Below are 18,312 nucleotides of genomic sequence, written 5' to 3'. Positions count from 1 at the left end.
AGATAGGCGATCAGGCCTTCTTATCTTCGAGCTGTCGATAGCGCCAGAAGGTCGCTGAAGCCCATACCTTCAGCAAGCTGGTCACATGCCAGTACAGGTGCTTCGCCTTGGCATGGCTCGCCCGCTGCGCATCGTGGCGCGCCACGAGGTCTTCGCCGACCTGAAGCCGCCAACCGGCGAGCTGGATGCGCGCGCAGATATCGAAGTCTTCCCCGTACATGAAGAAGCGCTCGTCGAAACCGTCGATGGCCGCATAGGCCTCGCTGCGAAACAGCATGAACAGACCAGGAATCCACGCCGGCACCTGCGGCCGCACGTAGCCAGCTTTGCGCCGCGTCAGAATTTCGCGCGGCGTGATGGTGGCTCGATGTTGCTCGGGCACCGATTTGCCGGGCTCGAGAATGCGCGGCGTCAAGAGCCCACTGGTCGGCGCGGCCTGGGCCAGCAGTGGCGTGAGCACGTCGCTGTCCAAGCGGATGTCCGGGTTGAGTACCAGGAACCAAGGCGTCGTGCAACGCGTGAACGCCTGGTTGTGATTGGCGCCGAAGCCCATTGGCGTCCTGTTCTCGATCCGCTCGACCGGAAAGGCCCAGGTGCGGCCCGCCAGGATGTCGGGCTCGGGGACATTGATGGTGAGCACGACCTTGGCAACGACGGCGTTGCTGTAGCGCGCCAGCTGATCGAGCAGCGGTTCGATCAATGCCAGCTGGCCATGACTGACGATCGAAACGGTGATGGCTGGGGCGTGAGGAGGGGACATCGGCATGGTCTAATTTCGCTCGGGAATTCTAGGGTCCTCTCCCGGTGCACTCCTAGTCATGCCGCACTATCAATGATTGCCCTGATCGTCATCAGTTTTCTCGTCTCCGCGTTCGCCGTGCAGGTCTTCATGCGCAGGGCGCGCCGCCACGCACGGCTCTACGCCGCCGACATGCCACAGCGGTTTCACAAGGGCCACGTGCCGCGTCTCGGGGGGGCGGGAATCATGCTCGGCATGGGCACGGCGTGGCTCGTAGCGGGCCTAGGCACCGAGGTCTTCAACGTCGATTGGCCCTTCAAAGCCGCCGCTATCGCGCTGGCGTGCATGACGCCGGCCGTCCTCGGCGGCATCGTCGAAGACGTGACCCAACGCGTGTCGGTGCGCTACCGGCTCGGGCTCACCATCGGCTCGGCGCTGCTGCTGTGCTGGGTACTGGGGCTCGGTGTTTCGCGCACGGGCGTCGACGTGGTCGATCGGGCGCTGGTGGCGTGGCCTTACATGGCCGTGTTGTTCGCGGCCATCGCCATCGGCGGCCTGCCGCACGCTTTCAACATCATCGATGGCTACAACGGCCTGGCAGGTACGGTGGCGGTGCTGGTGTGCCTTGCCATATCGCACGTCGCACTGCAGGTGGGCGACAGGCAACTGGCGGCGATGGTGATCTGCTTGATGGGTGCCACGCTCGGCTTCCTGATCTGGAACTACCCGCGCGGCAAGATCTTTGCCGGCGACGGCGGTGCTTACGTGTGGGGCATGGTCATCGCGGTGGCATGCGTGTCACTGGTTCAGCGCCATCCGACGGTGTCGCCGTGGTTCCCGATGCTGCTGCTGATCTACCCGGTCTGGGAAACGATGTTCTCGATCTACCGCAAGCTGGCGCGCGGCCAGTCGCCCGGCATGGCCGATGCGCTGCATTTCCATCAGCTGATCTTTCGGCGCATCGTGCGCGTCGCCTTCGCCGACGACGAGGCGCGCCAGCTGCTGGCGCGCAACAACCGCACCTCGCCCTATCTCTGGATCTTTGCTGCGGCAACCGTCGTTCCGGCAGTGCTGTTCTGGAACCGTACCTGGGTGCTGGTCGTCTTTTGCGCGCTGTTCGTTGCGACCTACGTGGCGGCTTACCTGATGATCGTGCGCTTCAAGGTGCCGCGCTGGCTGCGGCCCTGACCGCATGGTCTCCACGACCTCGATTCGCTGACGCACAATTCCGCCGGCTTCTTCCGCCGAATTTCACGAAAACCCATCACCACGTGGACACCATGACCGACCCCGTCCTGAACATTCCTCCCCGCGACAAAGCCGAAATCCTGGCGCAGGCCTTGCCCTACATCCGCAAGTTCCACGGCAAGACCATCGTCATCAAGTACGGCGGCAATGCGATGACCGATCCGGCCCTGCAGGCCGACTTCGCCGAAGACGTGGTGCTGCTGAAGCTGGTCGGCATGAACCCGGTGGTGGTGCATGGCGGCGGCCCGCAGATCGAGGCAGCGCTCAACAAGCTAGGCAAAAAAGGCAGCTTTATCCAGGGCATGCGCGTGACCGACGCCGAAACGATGGAAGTCGTCGAATGGGTGCTCGCGGGTGAAGTGCAGCAAGACATCGTCGGCCTGATCAACCAGGCCGGCGGCAAGGCGGTCGGGCTGACCGGACGCGACGGCGGCTTGATTCGTGCGCAAAAGCTCAAGCTGGTCGACCGCAACGATCCCAACGTGCATCACGACGTGGGCCAGGTCGGCGAAATCGTCTCGATCGATCCGAGCGTGGTCAAGGCGCTGCAAGACGACGCGTTCATTCCGGTCATCAGCCCAATCGGTTTTGGCGAAGAAAACGAGAGCTACAACATCAACGCAGACGTGGTGGCCGGCAAGCTCGCGACCGTGCTCAAGGCGGAGAAGTTGATGCTGCTCACCAACACGCCCGGCGTGCTCGACAAGGCCGGCAACTTGCTCACCAACCTGAGTGCCCGCGAGATCGACGACCTGTTCGCCGACGGCACCATCTCCGGCGGCATGCTTCCCAAGATAGAAGGCGCGCTCGACGCCGCCAAGAGCGGCGTGAACGCCGTTCACATCATCGACGGCCGGGTGCCACACGCGATGCTGCTGGAGATCCTGACCGACCAGGCTTACGGCACGATGATCAGGGCACGATGATCGGTGCGCCCTGACTTTTTGTGCAGCACTTCACGACGCGTGTTGGCCGGTTGGCTTGCACTCACTAACGAGCTGTTGTGAGGTTGTGCGAGAATCATTTTCTTACATCTTTGCACACGCGCCATGCCCCACGAAGAGATGACTGAAAGCGGTTCCGAATCTGCGGCCGAACTGATCGCTGCACCGCTCCTTCCGGCTGCCCCGGTCGTGCGCAAGCGACCGAAACCGGGCGAGCGTCGCGTACAGATCCTGCAGGCCCTCGGTGCCATGCTGGAGCAGCCCGGTGCAGAGCGCGTCACCACGGCGGCATTGGCGGCGCGGCTCGATGTGAGCGAGGCGGCGCTGTACCGGCACTTCGCCAGCAAGGCGCAGATGTTCGAAGGGCTCATCGATTTCATTGAGCAGAGCATCTTCACACTGGTCAACCAGATCACCGAACGCGATGCGCCGGGGCGGGAACAGGCGGCACGGATCGTCTCGCTGCTCGTGCAGTTCGCTGAAAAAAATCCGGGCATGACGCGCGTCATGGTGGGCGACGCACTGGTTTACGAGAACGAGCGTTTGCAACAGCGCATGAATCAGTTCTTCGACAAGATTGAAGCCAGCCTGCGCCAAGCGCTGCGTGGTGCGGCATCGGCCGAGGGCTCGGCGACACCGTCGGTCGATGCACAGGTGCGTGCCTCGGCGCTCACGTCGTTCGCAGTCGGACGGCTGCAGCGCTTCGCGCGCTCGGGCTTCCGGCGGCTGCCGTCGGAGCACCTCGAGGCGACGGTCGCCTTGATGGTCTGAGCTGAAACATACCGGGATGTCGGCGCATACCGACAGCCCGACTGAAGCGCGCCGCCGCGCCTCGCTGTCGTGTCAGGCGCTGACGGTCAACCCGACCTTGGCGCCTGCCGCCATGATCTCGCCCCAGGTCGCATCGTCCAGCCAGATACCGTCGCGCTCGCGCTCGATGCGCGCACGTCGCTCGGGCTCGCCGGCGATTTGCACCGCATCGAAGCCGGCGCCCGGTGGGCTTTGGCGAAGCCACGCCACGAATTCACGAGCCTCTTGCTCGAAGCTCGTTTGCGTGCCCAGCTTGGCCGGGTCGATCAGCACGGTCAGCATGCCGTTGAACACGCTGCGCGCGGAATCGGCCGGACGATGCCAGGTGCCACCGCCGCTGAGCGCACCGCCGAGCAACTCGCACGCGATCGCCATGCCGTAGCCCTTGTGCTCGCCGAAGGTCATGAGCGCGCCGTACAGGCCGTTGCTCTGCGGCACGACGACCACGCCGGGGTCGTTGGTCGGCGCGCCGTGTTCGTCGATGAGATAGCCGTCGGGCACCTGTTCGCCCTTGTTGTGCGCCACGCGCATCTTTCCTTGCGCGACACGGCTGGTCGCGAAGTCGAGCAGAAAGGGTTCGGCACCGGCCAGTGGCACGCCGATGCAGCACGGGTTGGTGCCGAAGCGTCCGTCGCCACCGCCCCACGGCGCGACCACCGGCCGCGACAGCACGTTGACGAAATGAAGTGCCACAAGGCCCTGCGCCGTCGCCATCTCGGCGAAGTGCCCGATGCGGCCAAGGTGGTGTGCGCTGGACAGCGTGAAGATGCAGCTGCCGTGCTGTTTGGCGCGCGCGATGCCGAGTTCGATGGCCTGCACGCCGACGATCTGCCCGAAGCCACGTTGCCCATCGAGCGCCATCATCGTGCCGATGTCGAGGTTGATCTTCACCGATGCGTTGGGTGTCAGGCCGCCTTCGGCGATGGCGTCGACGTAGCGCGGCAGCATGCCGACGCCGTGCGAATCATGGCCGCTCAGATTGGCCAGTACGAGGTTGGCCGCGACTTGATCGGCTTCGGCCGGCGCGCTGCCCGCCGCCACCAGAATGCCGGCGACCTGCGTGCGAAGAAACGATGCGTCGAGCGTGTGCGACATGGCGGGTCAGAGTCCTTTGGCGTTCAGATAAATGGCGTAGAGCGAACTCGTGGCGCAGATAAAGAGCCGGTTGCGCTTGGGCCCGCCGAAGCACACGTTGGCCACGCGCTCCGGGACGAGCAGCTTGCCGAGCAACGTGCCGTCGGCATCGAACGCGTGCACGCCGTCGCCCGCGCTGCTCCAGAGGCGGCCTTCGGTGTCGACCCGGAAGCCATCGAACAGACCGTTGTCGCAGGTTGCGAACACGCCGTTCTTACCGCGTGCTTTGCCGAGCCGCTTGCCATCTGCAGAGACATCGAAACTGCGGATGTGACGCGGCCCATCGGCGGCGTGGCTGGCGCCCGTGTCAGCGATGTACAGCACCGATTCGTCCGGCGAAAACGCCAGCCCGTTGGGCTTGACGAAATCATCGGCCACGAGGTCGACGGCGCCACTTGCCGGGTCGATGCGGTACACGTTGCAGGCGCCGATTTCACTGTCCGCACGCAAGCCTTCGTAGTCCGACAGGATGCCGTAGCTCGGGTCGGTAAACCATACGCCGCCATCCGAATGCACGACCACGTCGTTCGGCGAATTCAGCCGCTTCCCCTGCCAATGCGATGCCAGCACGGTGATCGAGCCATCGTGCTCGGTGCGCGTGACGCGCCGCGTCAGATGCTCGCAGCTGACGAGCCGGCCTTGCCGATCGACCGTGTGGCCGTTCGTGTTGTTCGCCGGTTCACGAAACACCGACGTGGCGCCACTGAGTTCGTCGTAGCGCAACATGCGGTTGTTGGGGATGTCCGACCACACCAGCGTGCGGTGCGCGCCAAACCAGGCCGGGCCTTCGCACCAGCGGCCGCCGGTCCAGAGCTGCTCGATGCGTTCCGGGCCGGGGATGCAGATGTTGAAGCGGGGGTCGATGCGTTCGAAGGTCATGGTCGATCGTTCCTTTTGTTGTCTCGTTTTTTGGTTGGCGTTCACCGCTCGGCGCGTGAGCTGGCGAGCACGATCACCGCGATGATGATCACACCGGTGAGCAATGTGCGCAGCCCCGGTCCTGCGCCGACGGCGTTGAGCAGCGCCACCAGCAGGAACATGAACATGGCGGCGCCCCAGATGCCCGGCACGCTCGGTCGGCCGCCGGCCACCGCCGTACCGCCGATGACGACGACGGCGATGGTCATCAGCAGATATTCCTGGCCCTGGTCGAGCGAGTTGCCACCCGAGAAGCCCGCGATGAGCGCGCCGGTGAGCCCGGCCAGTCCGGCACAGATCACATAGGCCAGGAACCGCGTGCGCTCCACCCGCAACCCGGCGAGCAGGGCGGCGCGGCGGTTCTGCCCGACGGCGGCGATGGACCGGCCGAGCACCGTGCGCTCCAGCATGAGGGCGACCGCCAGCGTGACCGCGAGTGCGACCAGGGCGACCAGCGGCACGCCAGCGACGCGCATCGCCATCAGGTCCGAAAAGAGCGGCGGCGGCTTCACCTTCAGGCCGCGCCCGACGTTGATGGCCACCGACATCACGATGAGCGATGCGGCGAGCGTGGCGATGATCGGCGGAATGCGCAGCAGGCGGATCAACCCGAAGTTGAAGACGCCGACCGCCATGCCGACGACGGTAGCGGCCAACAGGCCCGGCACCAGCATCGCGTTGTCGCCGTTCATGACGATCATCGCGGCCGCCCCCGACAGCGCGATGGTCGAGGGGATCGACAGGTCGGCGTTGCCCGGTCCGACGCTGATGACCAGCATCTGGCCGAGCGACACCAGCACGGTGAACGCCGAGAACGCGAGCGCCGCGGTGAGCAGACCCCCCGAGCCGCCGCCGCCGCCGCTCCACTGCGTCGCTGCCCAGGCCAGCACAGCGGCGATGCACGAGCCGAGCCAGGGTCGATTGCGCGCCCAGCGGCGCCAGCGCGCGCCCCGCGAAACCTGGGGGGCGACAGAGACCGCCGAATCCATTGCAACGTCGATTGCAGCGTCGTTCGCAGCGCGGTTCGCAACCCGCGCATCGGGCAGCGCGCTCACCGCTTGCCTCCGGCCAGGTCGATGGCCGCGCGCAAGCCCAGCACCGCAACCAGGATCAAGCCCTGCATGCCGATTTGCCAGTCCGGCGCAATGTTGAGAAAGGTGAGGAACGAAGCCGCCAGCGTGACCGTGAGCGCACCCAGCACCGCACCCACCGGCGCGACCTTGCCGCCCGCGAATTCCGCGCCGCCGAGGATCGCCGCGGCGATGGCGACCAAGGTGTAGCGCGAGGCGATGTTGGCATCGGCCGAGGTGCTTTGCCCGACCAGCATCAGCCCGGCGCAGACGCCGAAGACCCCCGCGATGGCATACACGCCGGCGCGCACCCGCACCATGTTCCAGCCGGCCCGCGCGATGGCCGCCGGGTTGCCGCCGAGGCCGCGCACCAGCGTGCCGAACGCACTGCGCGTGATGAGCAGATGGCCGACGATGCCGGTCGCCACCGCCATCCAGATCGGCAGCGGCAGCAGCGGCGTCTTGAAACGCATGGCCGCCTGAAGCCATTCGGGCGCCGTGCCGCCCGGCGTGGGCAGCAGCAGCACCGCGCAGCCCAGCCACACGAACGACAGGCCCAGCGTGACGACGATCGACGGCAACTGACGCGCCTGGATCAGGGCCCCGGCCAGCGCATACACGCCGACCGCCGCGGCCAGCGCCAGCACGGCGAGCAGCGGTTGTGTCGGCATCAGGGTCGCGCCGATGCACGCGACCAGCGAGACGAACGGCCCGATCGAGAGATCGAGATCGCTCACCGCGAGGACCATCATTTGCGCCAGCGTCGCGAACATCACCGGGATGGCGAGGTTAAGCAGCAGGTTGACGCCGAAGTACGACATGGCGCGCGGCTGCCGCATGAAGACCGCCGCCAGCAGCACGGCAAGGGCGATGGCCGGCAACAGCGTCTGCATCAGCACGACGCGGCGGCGGCGCTGCATGCCGGTGGCGCCTGTAGCGCCTGCAGCACCCGTCGGGACAGCGGGAGAGAGATTCATGCGGTGGCTTCCTCGAATGACAGGGCGACCACGCGCTCTTCGTTGATGTCGTCGCCGGCCAGTTCACCGACCACTCGGCCATTGCTGAAGACATACACGCGGTCGCAGTGATGGAGTTCGTCGAACTCGGTCGTGTACCAGACGAAGGTGCGGCCGCTGCGCGCTTCTTCCCTGATGAGCGCGTAGACGTCGCGCTTGGTGCCGACGTCGACGCCGCGCATCGGATCGTCCATGAGGATCACCGGCGCCGACGAGCCGAGCGCGCGGGCGAACAGCACCTTCTGCTGGTTGCCGCCCGACAGCGAACCGATCGGCAGGTCCATGTCGGGCGTGACCAGCCCGAGCCGGCCGCGCCATTGCTGGGCCTGCGCCGCTTCTTCCTTGACGTCGATGAGGCCGCGCTGCCGCAACTGCGTGAGCCAGCCGACCGTCATGTTGCGGGCGATCGACCAGAGCGCGAACACGCCATCGGTTTGCCGGTCGCCGGCGACGAACGAGGTGGCGCCGTTCACCGTCGGGCGGCCAACGCGCGGGGCGTGGAGCGCCGCCTCCTGCAGCGCGATGAGCAACTCGGTTTGCCCGTGCCCGGCAAGGCCGGCGAGGCCGATGATTTCGCCGCGCGCCGCGCGCATCGGCAGACCTCCGACGGTTGTGGCCGGCACCTCGACCATCGCCTCTTCATCGCTGTCGATATCGATGCGTTCATCGTCTCGTAAAGAAGCAGGCAACGAGTTCGCGCCCGACGCCACCGCCGCCCGCGTGTGCCCGTGCTGCGCCTCGACGATGTCCTGGCCCATGGCGGTCACCAGTCGGTCGCGGTCGGTGTCACGGGTTGCCGACACCTGCACGACCTGCCCGTCGCGCATGACCACGAGCCGGTCGGTCACCGCGAAAATCTCGCGCAACTTGTGCGTGATCAACACGCAGGTCTTGCCGGCGGCGACGAAGGTCCGGATGTAGGCCAGCAGCTGCGCCGAAGCCTGTCCATCGAGCGAAGAAGTCGGTTCGTCGAGGATCATCAGCTCGAGTGGTTGCGTGCCGGGCGTGAAGGCCCGAGCCACCTCGACCAGCTGGCGCTTGCCGATCGGCAACTCGCCCACTACGTCGTCCGCACGCAGGCCGTGCCCGGGAAAGATCGTGTCGAGCGACGCCATCAATTGGGCGCCTGCGCGCGCCCGCCAAGACCATTCGGCCGCCTGCGGTTGCGCGATGCGCATGTTCTCGGCCAGCGTCAGGTTGTCGCACAGCGACAGCTCCTGGAACACGCAGCGCAGGCCCCAGCGTCGCGCTTCGCGCACCGTCCAGCCGGAAGCGATGCTGCCGCCTTCGACCTCGGCACCGGTGCGCCCGGCAATGCGCAGTTCGCCGCTGTCCGGCAGCAGGGCGCCGCACAGGATGTTGACGAGCGTGGACTTGCCGGCGCCGTTGTGGCCGACCAGTCCGACGCATTCGCCGCGCTGCAATTGCAGCGAGACGCCGCGCAGAGCCTGCACGGCGCCGAACGCCTTCGCAGCGCCGCGAACTTCGATCAGCACTTACTTGGCTTTCGCGATGAAATCGATGACTTCTTTTTGCGAGTACTCGACGTTGACCACGCTGCCGACTTCGGTGCTCTTGAGCGACGCATCCAGCGTGTCTTGCGTGACGACGCTGATCGGAAGCTTCAGGTCTTTGGGCACCTTGGCGCCCGACAGAATTTGCTGCGCCACCCAGAAAGCGAAGGTCGACGCGCCGGGCGCGATGCTGGCCGACATGGTCTGGTATTTGTTGGCGTCGCTCTGCTCTTTCCACCAGGCCAGCTCGTCCTGACGGTTGCCCATGAAGATCACCGGCGTCGCACGGCCCGCCGCCTTGAAGGCCTGCGCCACGCCGTAGCCGTCGCCACCTTGAGTGGCCACGGCGGTGACCGGCGGCAGGGTCGAGAGGATGGCCGACACTTCTTTTTGCGCGACCGTTTGCGTCCAGTTGCCATGCACCGACCCGACGATCTTGTATTCAGGATGCTTGGCGACCGCGGCGGTGATGCCCTGGTGGATTTCGTCGTCGACGAACACGCCGGCGATGCCGCGCACCTCGAGCAGGTTGCCCTTGATGCCGCGGCTGGCGAAGTAGTCGATCTGCATTTCGCCGAGCTTCTTGAAGTCCACTGCGATGCGATAGGCGCATGGCTCGGTGACCACGCCGTCGAACGACACCACCACGATACCGGCGTCGCAGGCTTGCTTCACTGCGCCGTTGAGCGCGGTCGGCGATGCGGCGTTGAGCACGATCGCGTCGTAGCCCTGCAGGATCATGTTCTGGATCTGTGCGGCCTGTTCGGTCGCCTGGTTCTCCGACGTGGTGAAGCTCGGTGCCTGCGCGACCACGCCCTTGGCCACTGCGTCCTTGGTGATCTTGTCCCAGCTCTTGAGCATGGCCTGACGCCATGAGTTGCCCGCGAAGTTGTTCGACAGCGCGATCTTCTTGGCCTTGGTGTCTGCCGCGAAAGCGGGCACCTGTGTGACGGCGCCGAGGACGAGCGCTGCGGCGATCGCGCACGACGAAAGTTGGATCTTTTTCATGGGTTTGTCTCTTCTATTTTTCTTCTGGAAGCGCTGCCCGATTCCAGTGGTCTTCTGTGATGCCCGTACGCCGGTGCGCGCCGCGCGCGTCATCGATGTTCGGCGCTGCGCTGGTCAGCGCGCGGCACCCGGACGATGAAATCTGTGGCGGGCTACATCACAGCGCCGACCTGCCAGGGCACGAATTCGTTTTGCCCGTAGCCGTGGCGTTCGCTCTTGGACTGCTCGCCCGAGGCGGTGGCCAGCACCCTTTCGAAGATGCGTTGGCCCATCTCCTGGATCGATGACGTGCCGTCGACGATCTCGCCGCAATTGATGTCCATGTCTTCCTCCTGCCGCTGCCAGAGCGCCGAATTGGTGGCGAGCTTGAGCGAAGGCGAGGGCGCGCAACCGTAAGCCGAGCCACGCCCGGTGGTGAAGCAGATCAGGTTGGCGCCGCCCGCCACCTGGCCCGTGGCGCTGACCGGGTCGTAGCCGGGTGTGTCCATGTAGACGAAGCCGTGCGCGGTCACCGGCTCGGCGTATTCGTATACCGCTTCGAGGTTGCTGGTGCCGCCCTTGGCGACCGCGCCCAATGACTTTTCGAGGATGGTCGTCAGGCCGCCGGCCTTGTTGCCGGGTGACGGGTTGTTGTTCATCTCGCCCTGGTTGATCTCGGTGTAGTGCTCCCACCATTTGATGCGATCGACCAGCTTCTGCCCGACCTCGCGCCGGACCGCGCGGCGCGTCAGCAGATGCTCGGCGCCGTAGACCTCCGGCGTCTCGCTGAGGATCGCCGTGCCACCGTGCGCAACCAGCAAATCCACCGCGGCGCCGAGCGCCGGATTGGCGCTGATGCCCGAATAGCCATCCGAGCCGCCGCACTGCAGGCCGATGGTGATGTGCGCGGCGCTGCACGGTTCGCGCTTCACCGCATTGGCGCGCGGCAGCATTTCGTTGATGAGCGCGATGCCTTTGTCGACCGTCTTGCGCGTGCCGCCCGTATCCTGGATGTTGAAGGTGCGGAAGTTCTCGCCCTCGGCCAGATGCCCGGTCGACAGCCATGCGTTGATCTGGTTCGCTTCGCAGCCAAGTCCAACCACCAGCACGCCCGCGAAATTCGGGTGGGTCGCATAGCCCGTGAGCGTGCGCTCGAGGATCTGCATTCCCATGCCCTGCGTGTCCATGCCGCAGCCGGTGCCATGCGTGAGGGCGACGATGCCGTCGACGTTCGGGTAGTCGGCGAGCGCGGCCGGGTTGGTCTTGCGCGAGAAGTGATCGGCGATCGCGCGCGCCGCCGTAGCGGAGCAATTGACGCTGGTCAGCACGCCGATGTAGTTGCGCGTGGCGACGCGGCCATCGGCGCGCTTGATGCCCATGAAGGTGGCTTCGCGCTTCGCCGGCGCCGGCTTCACGTCGACACCGAAGGCGTAGTCGCGTTCGAAGTCCCCCTTGTCCGGACCCATGTCGAGGTTGTGCGTGTGCACGTGCTCGCCGACCGCGATCGGCTTGCTGGCGAAGCCGATGATCTGGTTGTAGCGGCGCACCGGCTCGCCGGTTGCGATGGCATGCGTCGCGACCTTGTGGCCGGCGGGGATGAGGCCGCGCACGGCAAAGTCTTCGACCGTGGCGCCGCCGACGAGCTGGCTGCGCGCGATCACGACGTCGTCGGCGGGATGGAGGCGGATAAAAGGGTTCATCGTATTTCTCTTTGCTCTCTTGTTCTGTCTGATCGGTGCGGCTAGGCCGTCTGCGCGCGGCGCCAGCTGGCGCTGAATCGCTGGTGCGCCTTGTCCATGTGCGCGTGCATGGCGGCCCGCGCTGCTTCAGGGTTGCGCGCGGCGATAGCATCGCGGATCGCCACGTGTTCGTCGATGGCCGAGCGCCATGATTTCACGGTTTCGAAGTAGCCGCCGAGTCGGCTGAAGATCGGCCCGCGCCGCGAATCCCAAAAATTCTGCACCGTTTCAGCGAGCACGGCATTGCCGCAGGCATCGACGATGGCCAGGTGAAAGGCGCGGTCACCGTCGAGCGGCATCAGGTTGCGATCGGCCATCTCGCGCATGCTCTCGATCGCGCGGCTCATGGCGTCGATGTGCTTGCGCTTGCCCAGCGCAGCGGCGATGGCGGCTGTTTCGCCCTCGACCACGCGGCGGGCGCGAATAAGTTCGAGCGGCCCCCACTCGGCTTCGGCCGCCGGCACCTTCTTGCGACGCGAACGGTCGAGTGCGTAGACGCCGGAGCCGGTGCGGATCTCGACCCAGCCATCGACTTCGAGTGCGATCAACGCTTCGCGCACCGAGGGCCGGCTCACTCCCAGTTGCCTGGCCAGGTCGCGCTCGGCCGGCAGGCGCGTGCCCACCGGGTACTCGCCCTTCGTGAGCAATGCGCGCAACTGGTCGGCAATCTGCCGGTAGAGGCGTTGAGGTTCGACGGTCTGGATCGGCACGAAGGGCAGCGATATAAAAATCTAAGGGTTGTCCTGAATTGGACAAGTGGTAAGGCCAATTCAGAATACGCTGCATTCGTTGCAATCTTCATCGGGCTAACCCGAATCGGCAACGACACCCCCCCCCATTCCATCTCCAGGAGACAGCATGAGACTCAAGGGCAAAACCGTGCTCGTGACCGCAGCCGGACAAGGCATCGGCTACGCCAGCGTCATCGCCATGGCCGCGGAGGGCGCGCAGGTGTGGGCCACCGACGTCAACGAGAAGCTGCTGGAGCGTTACGCCGGCATGGCCGGCATCAAGACGGCCCGGCTCGACGTGCTCGACAAGGCTGCGATCACCGCCTTCTTCGACAACGCGCCGACCTTCGACGTGCTCTTCAACTGCGCGGGCGTGGTGCACAACGGCACCGTGCTCGATGCCAACGACGATGACCTCGACTTCGCCTTTCGACTGAACGTGCGCGCGCAGACCTGGACCATCCGAGCGGCGCTGCCCAAGATGCTGGCAGCTGGCAAGGGCAGCATCATCAACATGGCCAGCGTGTGTTCGAGCATGAAGGGCTTGCCGAATCGTTTCGTCTACGGCACGACCAAGGCGGCGGTGCTCGGGCTCACCAAGAGTGTGGCGGCCGACTATGTGGGCAAGGGCATCCGCTGCAATGCGGTGTGCCCCGGCACGGTCGATACGCCATCGCTCGGCGAGCGCATCAACGCGAACGAAGATCCCGATGCAGCCCGCAAGGCCTTCATCGCGCGTCAGCCGATGGGTCGTCTGGCGCAAGCCGAAGAAATTGCGCCGGTGGTGGTGTTCCTCGCCAGCGACGAATCCGTGTTCGCGACCGGCCAGGCCTTCACGGTCGATGGCGGGATCATGATATGAACCAGCTCGATTTTGCGAACCGTCATGCCGTCATCACGGGTGGCGCGACCGGTCTCGGCTATGGCATCGCGGCACGCCTGATTTCTTCCGGTGGCACGGTCACGCTGTGGGACCGCGACGAAGCCGCTGCACGCAAGGCGGCGGAAACGTTGGGCCGCGGCACGTCGTCGGTGCAGGTCGATGTTTCTGATCACGCATCGGTCGTGCGCGCACTGGCCGAGACGCTGACGCACACCAAGAAGATCGATGCGCTGGTCAACAGCGCCGGCATCACCGGGCCAAACACCAAGGTCTGGGACTATCCCGTCGAGGCTTGGCGCCAGGTGATGGATGTCAACCTCACGGGCGTCTTCATCTGCTGCCGCGAAGTAGCGGCGCACATGCGCGCATACGGCGGTGAGGGCGCGACAGGCTACGGCCGCATCGTCAATATCGCCTCGGTCGCCGGCAAAGACGGCAACCCCAATGCCAGCGCCTACAGCGCCAGCAAGGCCGGCGTCATCGCGCTGACCAAGTCGCTCGGCAAGGAGCTGGCCGACACCGGCATCCGCGTGAATTGCGTGACGCCTGCAGCGGTCAAGACCGCGATCTTCGACCAGATGACGCCCGAGCACATCGCCTTCATGCTTTCGAAGATCCCGATGGGCCGCTTCGGCACCGTGGAGGAAATCGCCGCTATGGTCGGGTGGCTGTGTACCGAAGACTGTTCGTTTTCGACCGGCGCCACGTTCGACCTCTCCGGCGGTCGTTCCACTTATTGAGTCACTGAAAGGAAAGCATGAAACTCGTTCGCTACGGCAACCCCGGCAAAGAAAAGCCGGGCCTCATCGACGCCCAAGGCCAGCTGCGCGACCTGAGCGCCGTCATCAAGGACATCGGCGCCGATCAGCTCGGCGATGCCGCCATCGCCAAGCTGCAAAAGCTCAAGACCGACAAGCTGCCGCTGGTCCGCGGCAAGCCACGCTTTGCCTGCCCGGTCGCCAACGTCGGCAAGTTCATCGCCATCGGCCTGAACTACGCCGACCATGCCGCTGAATCCGGCATGCCGATCCCCAAAGAGCCGGTGGTCTTCACCAAGGCGATCAGCTGCATTCAGGGTCCGAACGATCCGGTGATGCTGCCCAAAAATTCCGTCAAGGGCGACTGGGAAGTCGAACTCGGCGTGATCATCGGCACCCGCGCACGCTACGTGTCGCAGAAGGACGCGCTCAACTACGTCGCCGGCTACTGCGTCATCAACGACGTCAGCGAACGCGAATGGCAGATCGAACGCGGCCTGACCTGGGACAAGGGCAAGGGCTTCGACACCTTCGGCCCGATCGGCCCCTGGCTCGTCACGCGGGACGAAGTGCCCAATCCGCAGAAGCTCGCGATGTGGCTCGACCTGAACGGCAAGCGCGTGCAGACCGGCAACACCAAGACGATGATCTTCAACGTTGCCAAGCTCGTCGCGTATGTGAGCCAGCTCAACACGCTGGAGCCGGGCGACATCATCACGACCGGTACGCCACCGGGCGTCGGCATGGGCATGAAGCCGTCGCCGGTGTTCCTGAAAAAGGGCGACGTGATGACGCTGGGCATCGACGGTCTGGGCGAGCAGCGGCAAGACGTCGTCGGCTTCAAGCTCTGAAGCCCGCGTGAAGTACCAGTTCGACTTTGCTGCGGTGCTGGCGCAGTGGCCCTTGTTGCTCGAAGGCGCATGGGTCACCGTCCAGCTGTCGTTCCTCGCCACTGTCATCGGCTTCGTGCTGGGGGCGTTGTGCGCGGTCGGCCGCAACAGCAAGGTCGGCTGGCTGCGCTGGGGAGTGAGTGCGTATGTGGAAGCGATCCGCAACACGCCGCTGCTCATCCAGAGTTATTTCTTGATCTTCGGTTTGTCGAGCATCGGCATCACGATGCCGATCATGGTCGGCGCCACGCTGGCGCTCGTCATCAACATCGGCGCCTACACCTGCGAGATCATTCGCGCCGGCATCGAGTCGATCCACAAGGGCCAGCTCGAAGCGGCCGATTGCCTCGGCATGTCGCCGGTGCAGGTGTTCTGGCACGTCATCCTGCGGCCGGCGGTGGAGCGCGTGTACCCGTCGCTCACCAGCCAGTTCGTGCTGCTGATGCTGGCGTCGAGCATCATGTCGTCGATCGGTGCCGAAGAGCTGTTGGGTATCGCCAACCGCATCCAGTCCGACACCTTTCGCAACTTCGAGATCTTCATCGTGTTGTGGGTGGTTTACCTCGCGCTGTCTTACATGATGCGTGCAGGTTTCTGGCTGCTGGGCCAGTTCGTTTTCACGCGGCGCCGCAAGCTCGGCACGCCGCTGTGACTTTGCTCGATCAGTCCTCATGACGCGCGAGCAGGCAACTTTTCTTTTCATGGGCATGCTCGGCACGCTCGCCTTGTCGGTGCTGACGTTTGTCGGTGGCGGCCTCGCCGGCCTGGCGGTGGCACTGGCCCGCATCGCGCCGATGCGCGGCGTTAGGGTGGCGGCGACCGCCTGGATCCAGGTCGTGCAGGGCACGCCGCTGCTTGTTCTTATGGGGCTGTGCTTCTACGGCCCGAGCATCGTTGGCATCGGCTCGATGCCCGCGCTCATCGCGGCCGCGCTGGCGATGACCATTTATTCGAGCGCCTTTCTCGGCGAGATCTGGCGCGGCTGCATCCAGTCGGTTCACAAGAGCCAGTGGGAGGCCGCCGAATGCATCGGCCTCACGCGCTGGCAGCGCATGCAGAAGATCGTGCTGCCGCAGGCGCTGCGCATCGCGACGCCGCCAACGGTCGGCTTCATGGTGCAGATCATCAAGAACACCTCGATCGCTTCGCTGGTCATCGGCTTTGCCGAGCTTTCGTACAACGCCAAGGTGCTGAACAACTCGACCTTTCAGCCCTTCATCTATTTCGGCTGCGCCGCCCTCATGTATTTCGCCATGTGCTACCCGCTCTCGCGCTGGAGTCGCACACTGGAAAGGAAGCTCAATGCCAGCCGTGGTTGAACTCGATCGGGTCCACAAGAAGTTCGGTGCGCTGCATGTGCTGCGCGGCGTGTCGTTCTCGGTGGAGCGCGGCCAGGTGGTCGCCATCATCGGCAAGAGCGGATCGGGCAAGAGCACCGCGTTGCGCTGCATCGACCGGCTCGAAACCGTCGACAGCGGCACGCTCAACGTGTGCGGCCACGCGGTCCACGACCCAGCCCTGAACGTGCGCGCACTGCGCCGCGATGTCGGCATCGTGTTCCAGAGCTACAACCTTTTCCCGCACCTCACCGTGCTGCAGAACATCACGCTCGGGCCGACATCGGTGAAGCGAATGAGCGCCGCCGATGCATGTGTCGTCGCGATGGAAGTGCTGCAACAGGTCGGCCTGGCGGAGAAAGCCAATGCGTATCCCGAACAGCTTTCGGGTGGCCAGCAGCAGCGCGTGGCCATCGCGCGTTCGCTCGCGATGAAGCCGCAACTGATGCTGTTCGACGAGGTGACATCCGCGCTCGACCCGGAGTTGACAGGCGAGGTGCTGCGCGTGATCGAGGCACTCGCTGCCAACGGCATGACGATGGTGCTGGTCACCCACGAGATGGCCTTTGCGCGCGGCGTGGCCGACAAGATCATCTTCATGCACCAGGGCCAGATCTGGGAGGAGGGCGACGCATCGATGCTCGCCGACCCCAAGACGCCCGAGCTGCGGCAGTTTCTGGGCAACGGGCTGTAGCGGCTCCGCCCCGGCCGTTCCGCTGCGGCCGCTCCTGCTTCTTCAAACCACTTTCAAAAAAACCGAGACCACGAGACATGAAAAACCTGCAACGCCGCCACCTTAACGTCCTGCTGTCGAGCCTGCTGCTCGCAGGCGCCGCACTCGGCTCCGTCACCGTGCACGCCGACCAGCTCGACACCATCACCGCCGCCAAGAAGATCCGCATCGCGATCGACATGGCGGTGCCCCCCTACGGCATGAAGGACGACAAGCTCAATTCCACCGGCTCCGATGTCGAGACGGCTCAGTTGCTCGCCAAAGACTTTGGGCTGGAACTCGAGATCGTGCCGACCACGGGCGCCAATCGCATTCCGTTCTTGCAGACCGACAAGGCCGACATCGTGATCTCCAGCCTGTCGATCACGCCCGAGCGCGAGAAGGTCGTCGACTTCTCCATTCCCTATGCCGGCATCGCTGCCGTCGTGGGCGCCCCCAAGGGCATGGCCATAACCAGCGCGGCCGATCTGTCGGGAAAGAAAGTGATCTCGACGCGTGGCACCACCAACGATCAGGAGATCACCAAGATCCTGCCCAAGGACGCGACCATCGTGCGCTTCGACGACGATGCGACATCGATCACGGCCATCGTCAGCAACCAGGCCGACATCTTCGCGACCGCTCCTTCGCTGCTTAAAACCATCAACGAAAAGAACCCGGCCAAGCAGATGGAAGTGAAGTTCGTGATGAAGGTCAACATGCTTGCGGTCGGCTTCAAGAAGGGCGAAACGAAGCTGAAGGACAAGGTCGACGCCTGGGTGCGCACCAACCTCAAGAACGGCAAGCTCAACGCGATCTACAAGAAGTTCCACGGTGCCGATCTGCCTGACGAGGTGACGAAGAACGGCGCCTGAGCCAGCG

19 protein-coding genes are annotated in these 18,312 nt (G+C 65.0%); 10 read left to right on the top strand and 9 right to left on the bottom strand.

Annotated elements, in window-relative coordinates:
- Nucleotides 1–10 precede the first annotated feature (10 nt).
- Nucleotides 11–760 (bottom strand): glycosyltransferase, encoded by a 750-nt coding sequence (locus tag QN397_RS03555; protein ID WP_323500104.1) that lies wholly within the window; start codon nucleotides 758–760, stop codon nucleotides 11–13.
- Between the two features lie 72 nt (nucleotides 761–832).
- Here QN397_RS03555 and QN397_RS03550 point away from each other — a divergent pair, with 72 nt between their 5' ends.
- The 3 genes from QN397_RS03550 (at nucleotide 833) to slmA (ending at nucleotide 3,702) form a co-directional block, all read left to right on the top strand.
- Entirely contained in the window at nucleotides 833–1,927 is a 1,095-nt protein-coding gene (locus QN397_RS03550) for a glycosyltransferase (RefSeq protein ID WP_323500103.1), read from the top strand.
- A 92-nt stretch (nucleotides 1,928–2,019) separates the two neighbouring features.
- A complete protein-coding gene (gene argB / locus QN397_RS03545) occupies nucleotides 2,020–2,913 on the top strand; it encodes an acetylglutamate kinase (RefSeq protein ID WP_323500102.1) in 894 nt (297 codons plus the stop codon).
- A gap of 123 nt (nucleotides 2,914–3,036) precedes the next feature.
- Nucleotides 3,037–3,702, top strand: a complete 666-nt coding sequence (gene slmA / locus QN397_RS03540) for a nucleoid occlusion factor SlmA (protein WP_323500101.1) — start codon at nucleotides 3,037–3,039, stop codon at nucleotides 3,700–3,702.
- A gap of 72 nt (nucleotides 3,703–3,774) precedes the next feature.
- Here the strand turns inward: slmA and QN397_RS03535 are convergent, their stop codons facing one another.
- From QN397_RS03535 to QN397_RS03500, 8 genes are all read right to left on the bottom strand, one after another.
- The gene (locus QN397_RS03535; RefSeq protein ID WP_323500100.1) at nucleotides 3,775–4,836 is read right to left on the bottom strand and encodes a malate/lactate/ureidoglycolate dehydrogenase; all 1,062 of its coding nucleotides are present in this window, start codon (nucleotides 4,834–4,836) and stop codon (nucleotides 3,775–3,777) included.
- A 6-nt stretch (nucleotides 4,837–4,842) separates the two neighbouring features.
- Nucleotides 4,843–5,754: an SMP-30/gluconolactonase/LRE family protein gene (locus tag QN397_RS03530; protein ID WP_323500099.1), complete on the bottom strand. Its 912-nt coding sequence runs from the start codon at nucleotides 5,752–5,754 to the stop codon at nucleotides 4,843–4,845.
- A gap of 41 nt (nucleotides 5,755–5,795) precedes the next feature.
- Nucleotides 5,796–6,782 carry an ABC transporter permease gene (locus QN397_RS03525; protein WP_416352301.1) on the bottom strand — a complete coding sequence of 329 codons (987 nt, stop codon included), beginning with the start codon at nucleotides 6,780–6,782 and terminating at the stop codon, nucleotides 5,796–5,798.
- A gap of 62 nt (nucleotides 6,783–6,844) precedes the next feature.
- The gene (locus tag QN397_RS03520; protein WP_323495016.1) at nucleotides 6,845–7,783 is read right to left on the bottom strand and encodes an ABC transporter permease; all 939 of its coding nucleotides are present in this window, start codon (nucleotides 7,781–7,783) and stop codon (nucleotides 6,845–6,847) included.
- A 53-nt stretch (nucleotides 7,784–7,836) separates the two neighbouring features.
- Complete coding sequence (locus QN397_RS03515; RefSeq protein ID WP_323500097.1) at nucleotides 7,837–9,375, bottom strand: sugar ABC transporter ATP-binding protein; 1,539 nt, start codon at nucleotides 9,373–9,375, stop codon at nucleotides 7,837–7,839.
- Nucleotides 9,376–10,401 (bottom strand): ABC transporter substrate-binding protein, encoded by a 1,026-nt coding sequence (locus QN397_RS03510; protein WP_323494948.1) that lies wholly within the window; start codon nucleotides 10,399–10,401, stop codon nucleotides 9,376–9,378.
- A 152-nt stretch (nucleotides 10,402–10,553) separates the two neighbouring features.
- Nucleotides 10,554–12,080 (bottom strand): altronate dehydratase family protein, encoded by a 1,527-nt coding sequence (locus tag QN397_RS03505; protein ID WP_323500096.1) that lies wholly within the window; start codon nucleotides 12,078–12,080, stop codon nucleotides 10,554–10,556.
- Between the two features lie 41 nt (nucleotides 12,081–12,121).
- Nucleotides 12,122–12,829, bottom strand: coding sequence for a FadR/GntR family transcriptional regulator (locus QN397_RS03500; RefSeq protein WP_323500095.1), 708 nt, complete (start codon nucleotides 12,827–12,829; stop codon nucleotides 12,122–12,124).
- A 148-nt stretch (nucleotides 12,830–12,977) separates the two neighbouring features.
- Between QN397_RS03500 and QN397_RS03495 the strand changes: the two genes are divergently transcribed.
- The 7 genes from QN397_RS03495 to QN397_RS03465 all read left to right on the top strand — a co-directional run bounded on the left by QN397_RS03495 (nucleotide 12,978) and on the right by QN397_RS03465 (nucleotide 18,305).
- Nucleotides 12,978–13,712 (top strand): SDR family oxidoreductase, encoded by a 735-nt coding sequence (locus QN397_RS03495; RefSeq protein ID WP_323500094.1) that lies wholly within the window; start codon nucleotides 12,978–12,980, stop codon nucleotides 13,710–13,712.
- A complete protein-coding gene (locus QN397_RS03490) occupies nucleotides 13,709–14,473 on the top strand; it encodes an SDR family NAD(P)-dependent oxidoreductase (protein WP_323500093.1) in 765 nt (254 codons plus the stop codon). The genes QN397_RS03495 and QN397_RS03490 overlap by 4 nt, the downstream gene beginning before the upstream one ends.
- A 17-nt stretch (nucleotides 14,474–14,490) precedes the next feature.
- On the top strand, nucleotides 14,491–15,342 hold the full coding sequence (locus QN397_RS03485) for a fumarylacetoacetate hydrolase family protein (RefSeq protein ID WP_323500092.1): 852 nt from the start codon (nucleotides 14,491–14,493) through the stop codon (nucleotides 15,340–15,342).
- A 7-nt stretch (nucleotides 15,343–15,349) separates the two neighbouring features.
- Nucleotides 15,350–16,033: an amino acid ABC transporter permease gene (locus tag QN397_RS03480; RefSeq protein ID WP_323500091.1), complete on the top strand. Its 684-nt coding sequence runs from the start codon at nucleotides 15,350–15,352 to the stop codon at nucleotides 16,031–16,033.
- A gap of 19 nt (nucleotides 16,034–16,052) precedes the next feature.
- Nucleotides 16,053–16,700, top strand: a complete 648-nt coding sequence (locus QN397_RS03475; protein WP_323500090.1) for an amino acid ABC transporter permease — start codon at nucleotides 16,053–16,055, stop codon at nucleotides 16,698–16,700.
- Nucleotides 16,684–17,412, top strand: a complete 729-nt coding sequence (locus QN397_RS03470) for an amino acid ABC transporter ATP-binding protein (protein WP_323494939.1) — start codon at nucleotides 16,684–16,686, stop codon at nucleotides 17,410–17,412. Before QN397_RS03475 ends, QN397_RS03470 begins: the two co-directional genes overlap by 17 nt.
- Nucleotides 17,413–17,489: 77 nt before the next feature.
- Entirely contained in the window at nucleotides 17,490–18,305 is an 816-nt protein-coding gene (locus tag QN397_RS03465; RefSeq protein WP_323494938.1) for a transporter substrate-binding domain-containing protein, read from the top strand.
- Nucleotides 18,306–18,312: the final 7 nt, after the last annotated feature.

Source organism: Variovorax sp. RTB1, from assembly GCF_035018765.1.
Taxonomy (GTDB): domain Bacteria; phylum Pseudomonadota; class Gammaproteobacteria; order Burkholderiales; family Burkholderiaceae_C; genus Variovorax.
Note: the sequence above shows the minus strand (reverse complement) of the source record. Positions and strands in the feature narration are given on the sequence as shown.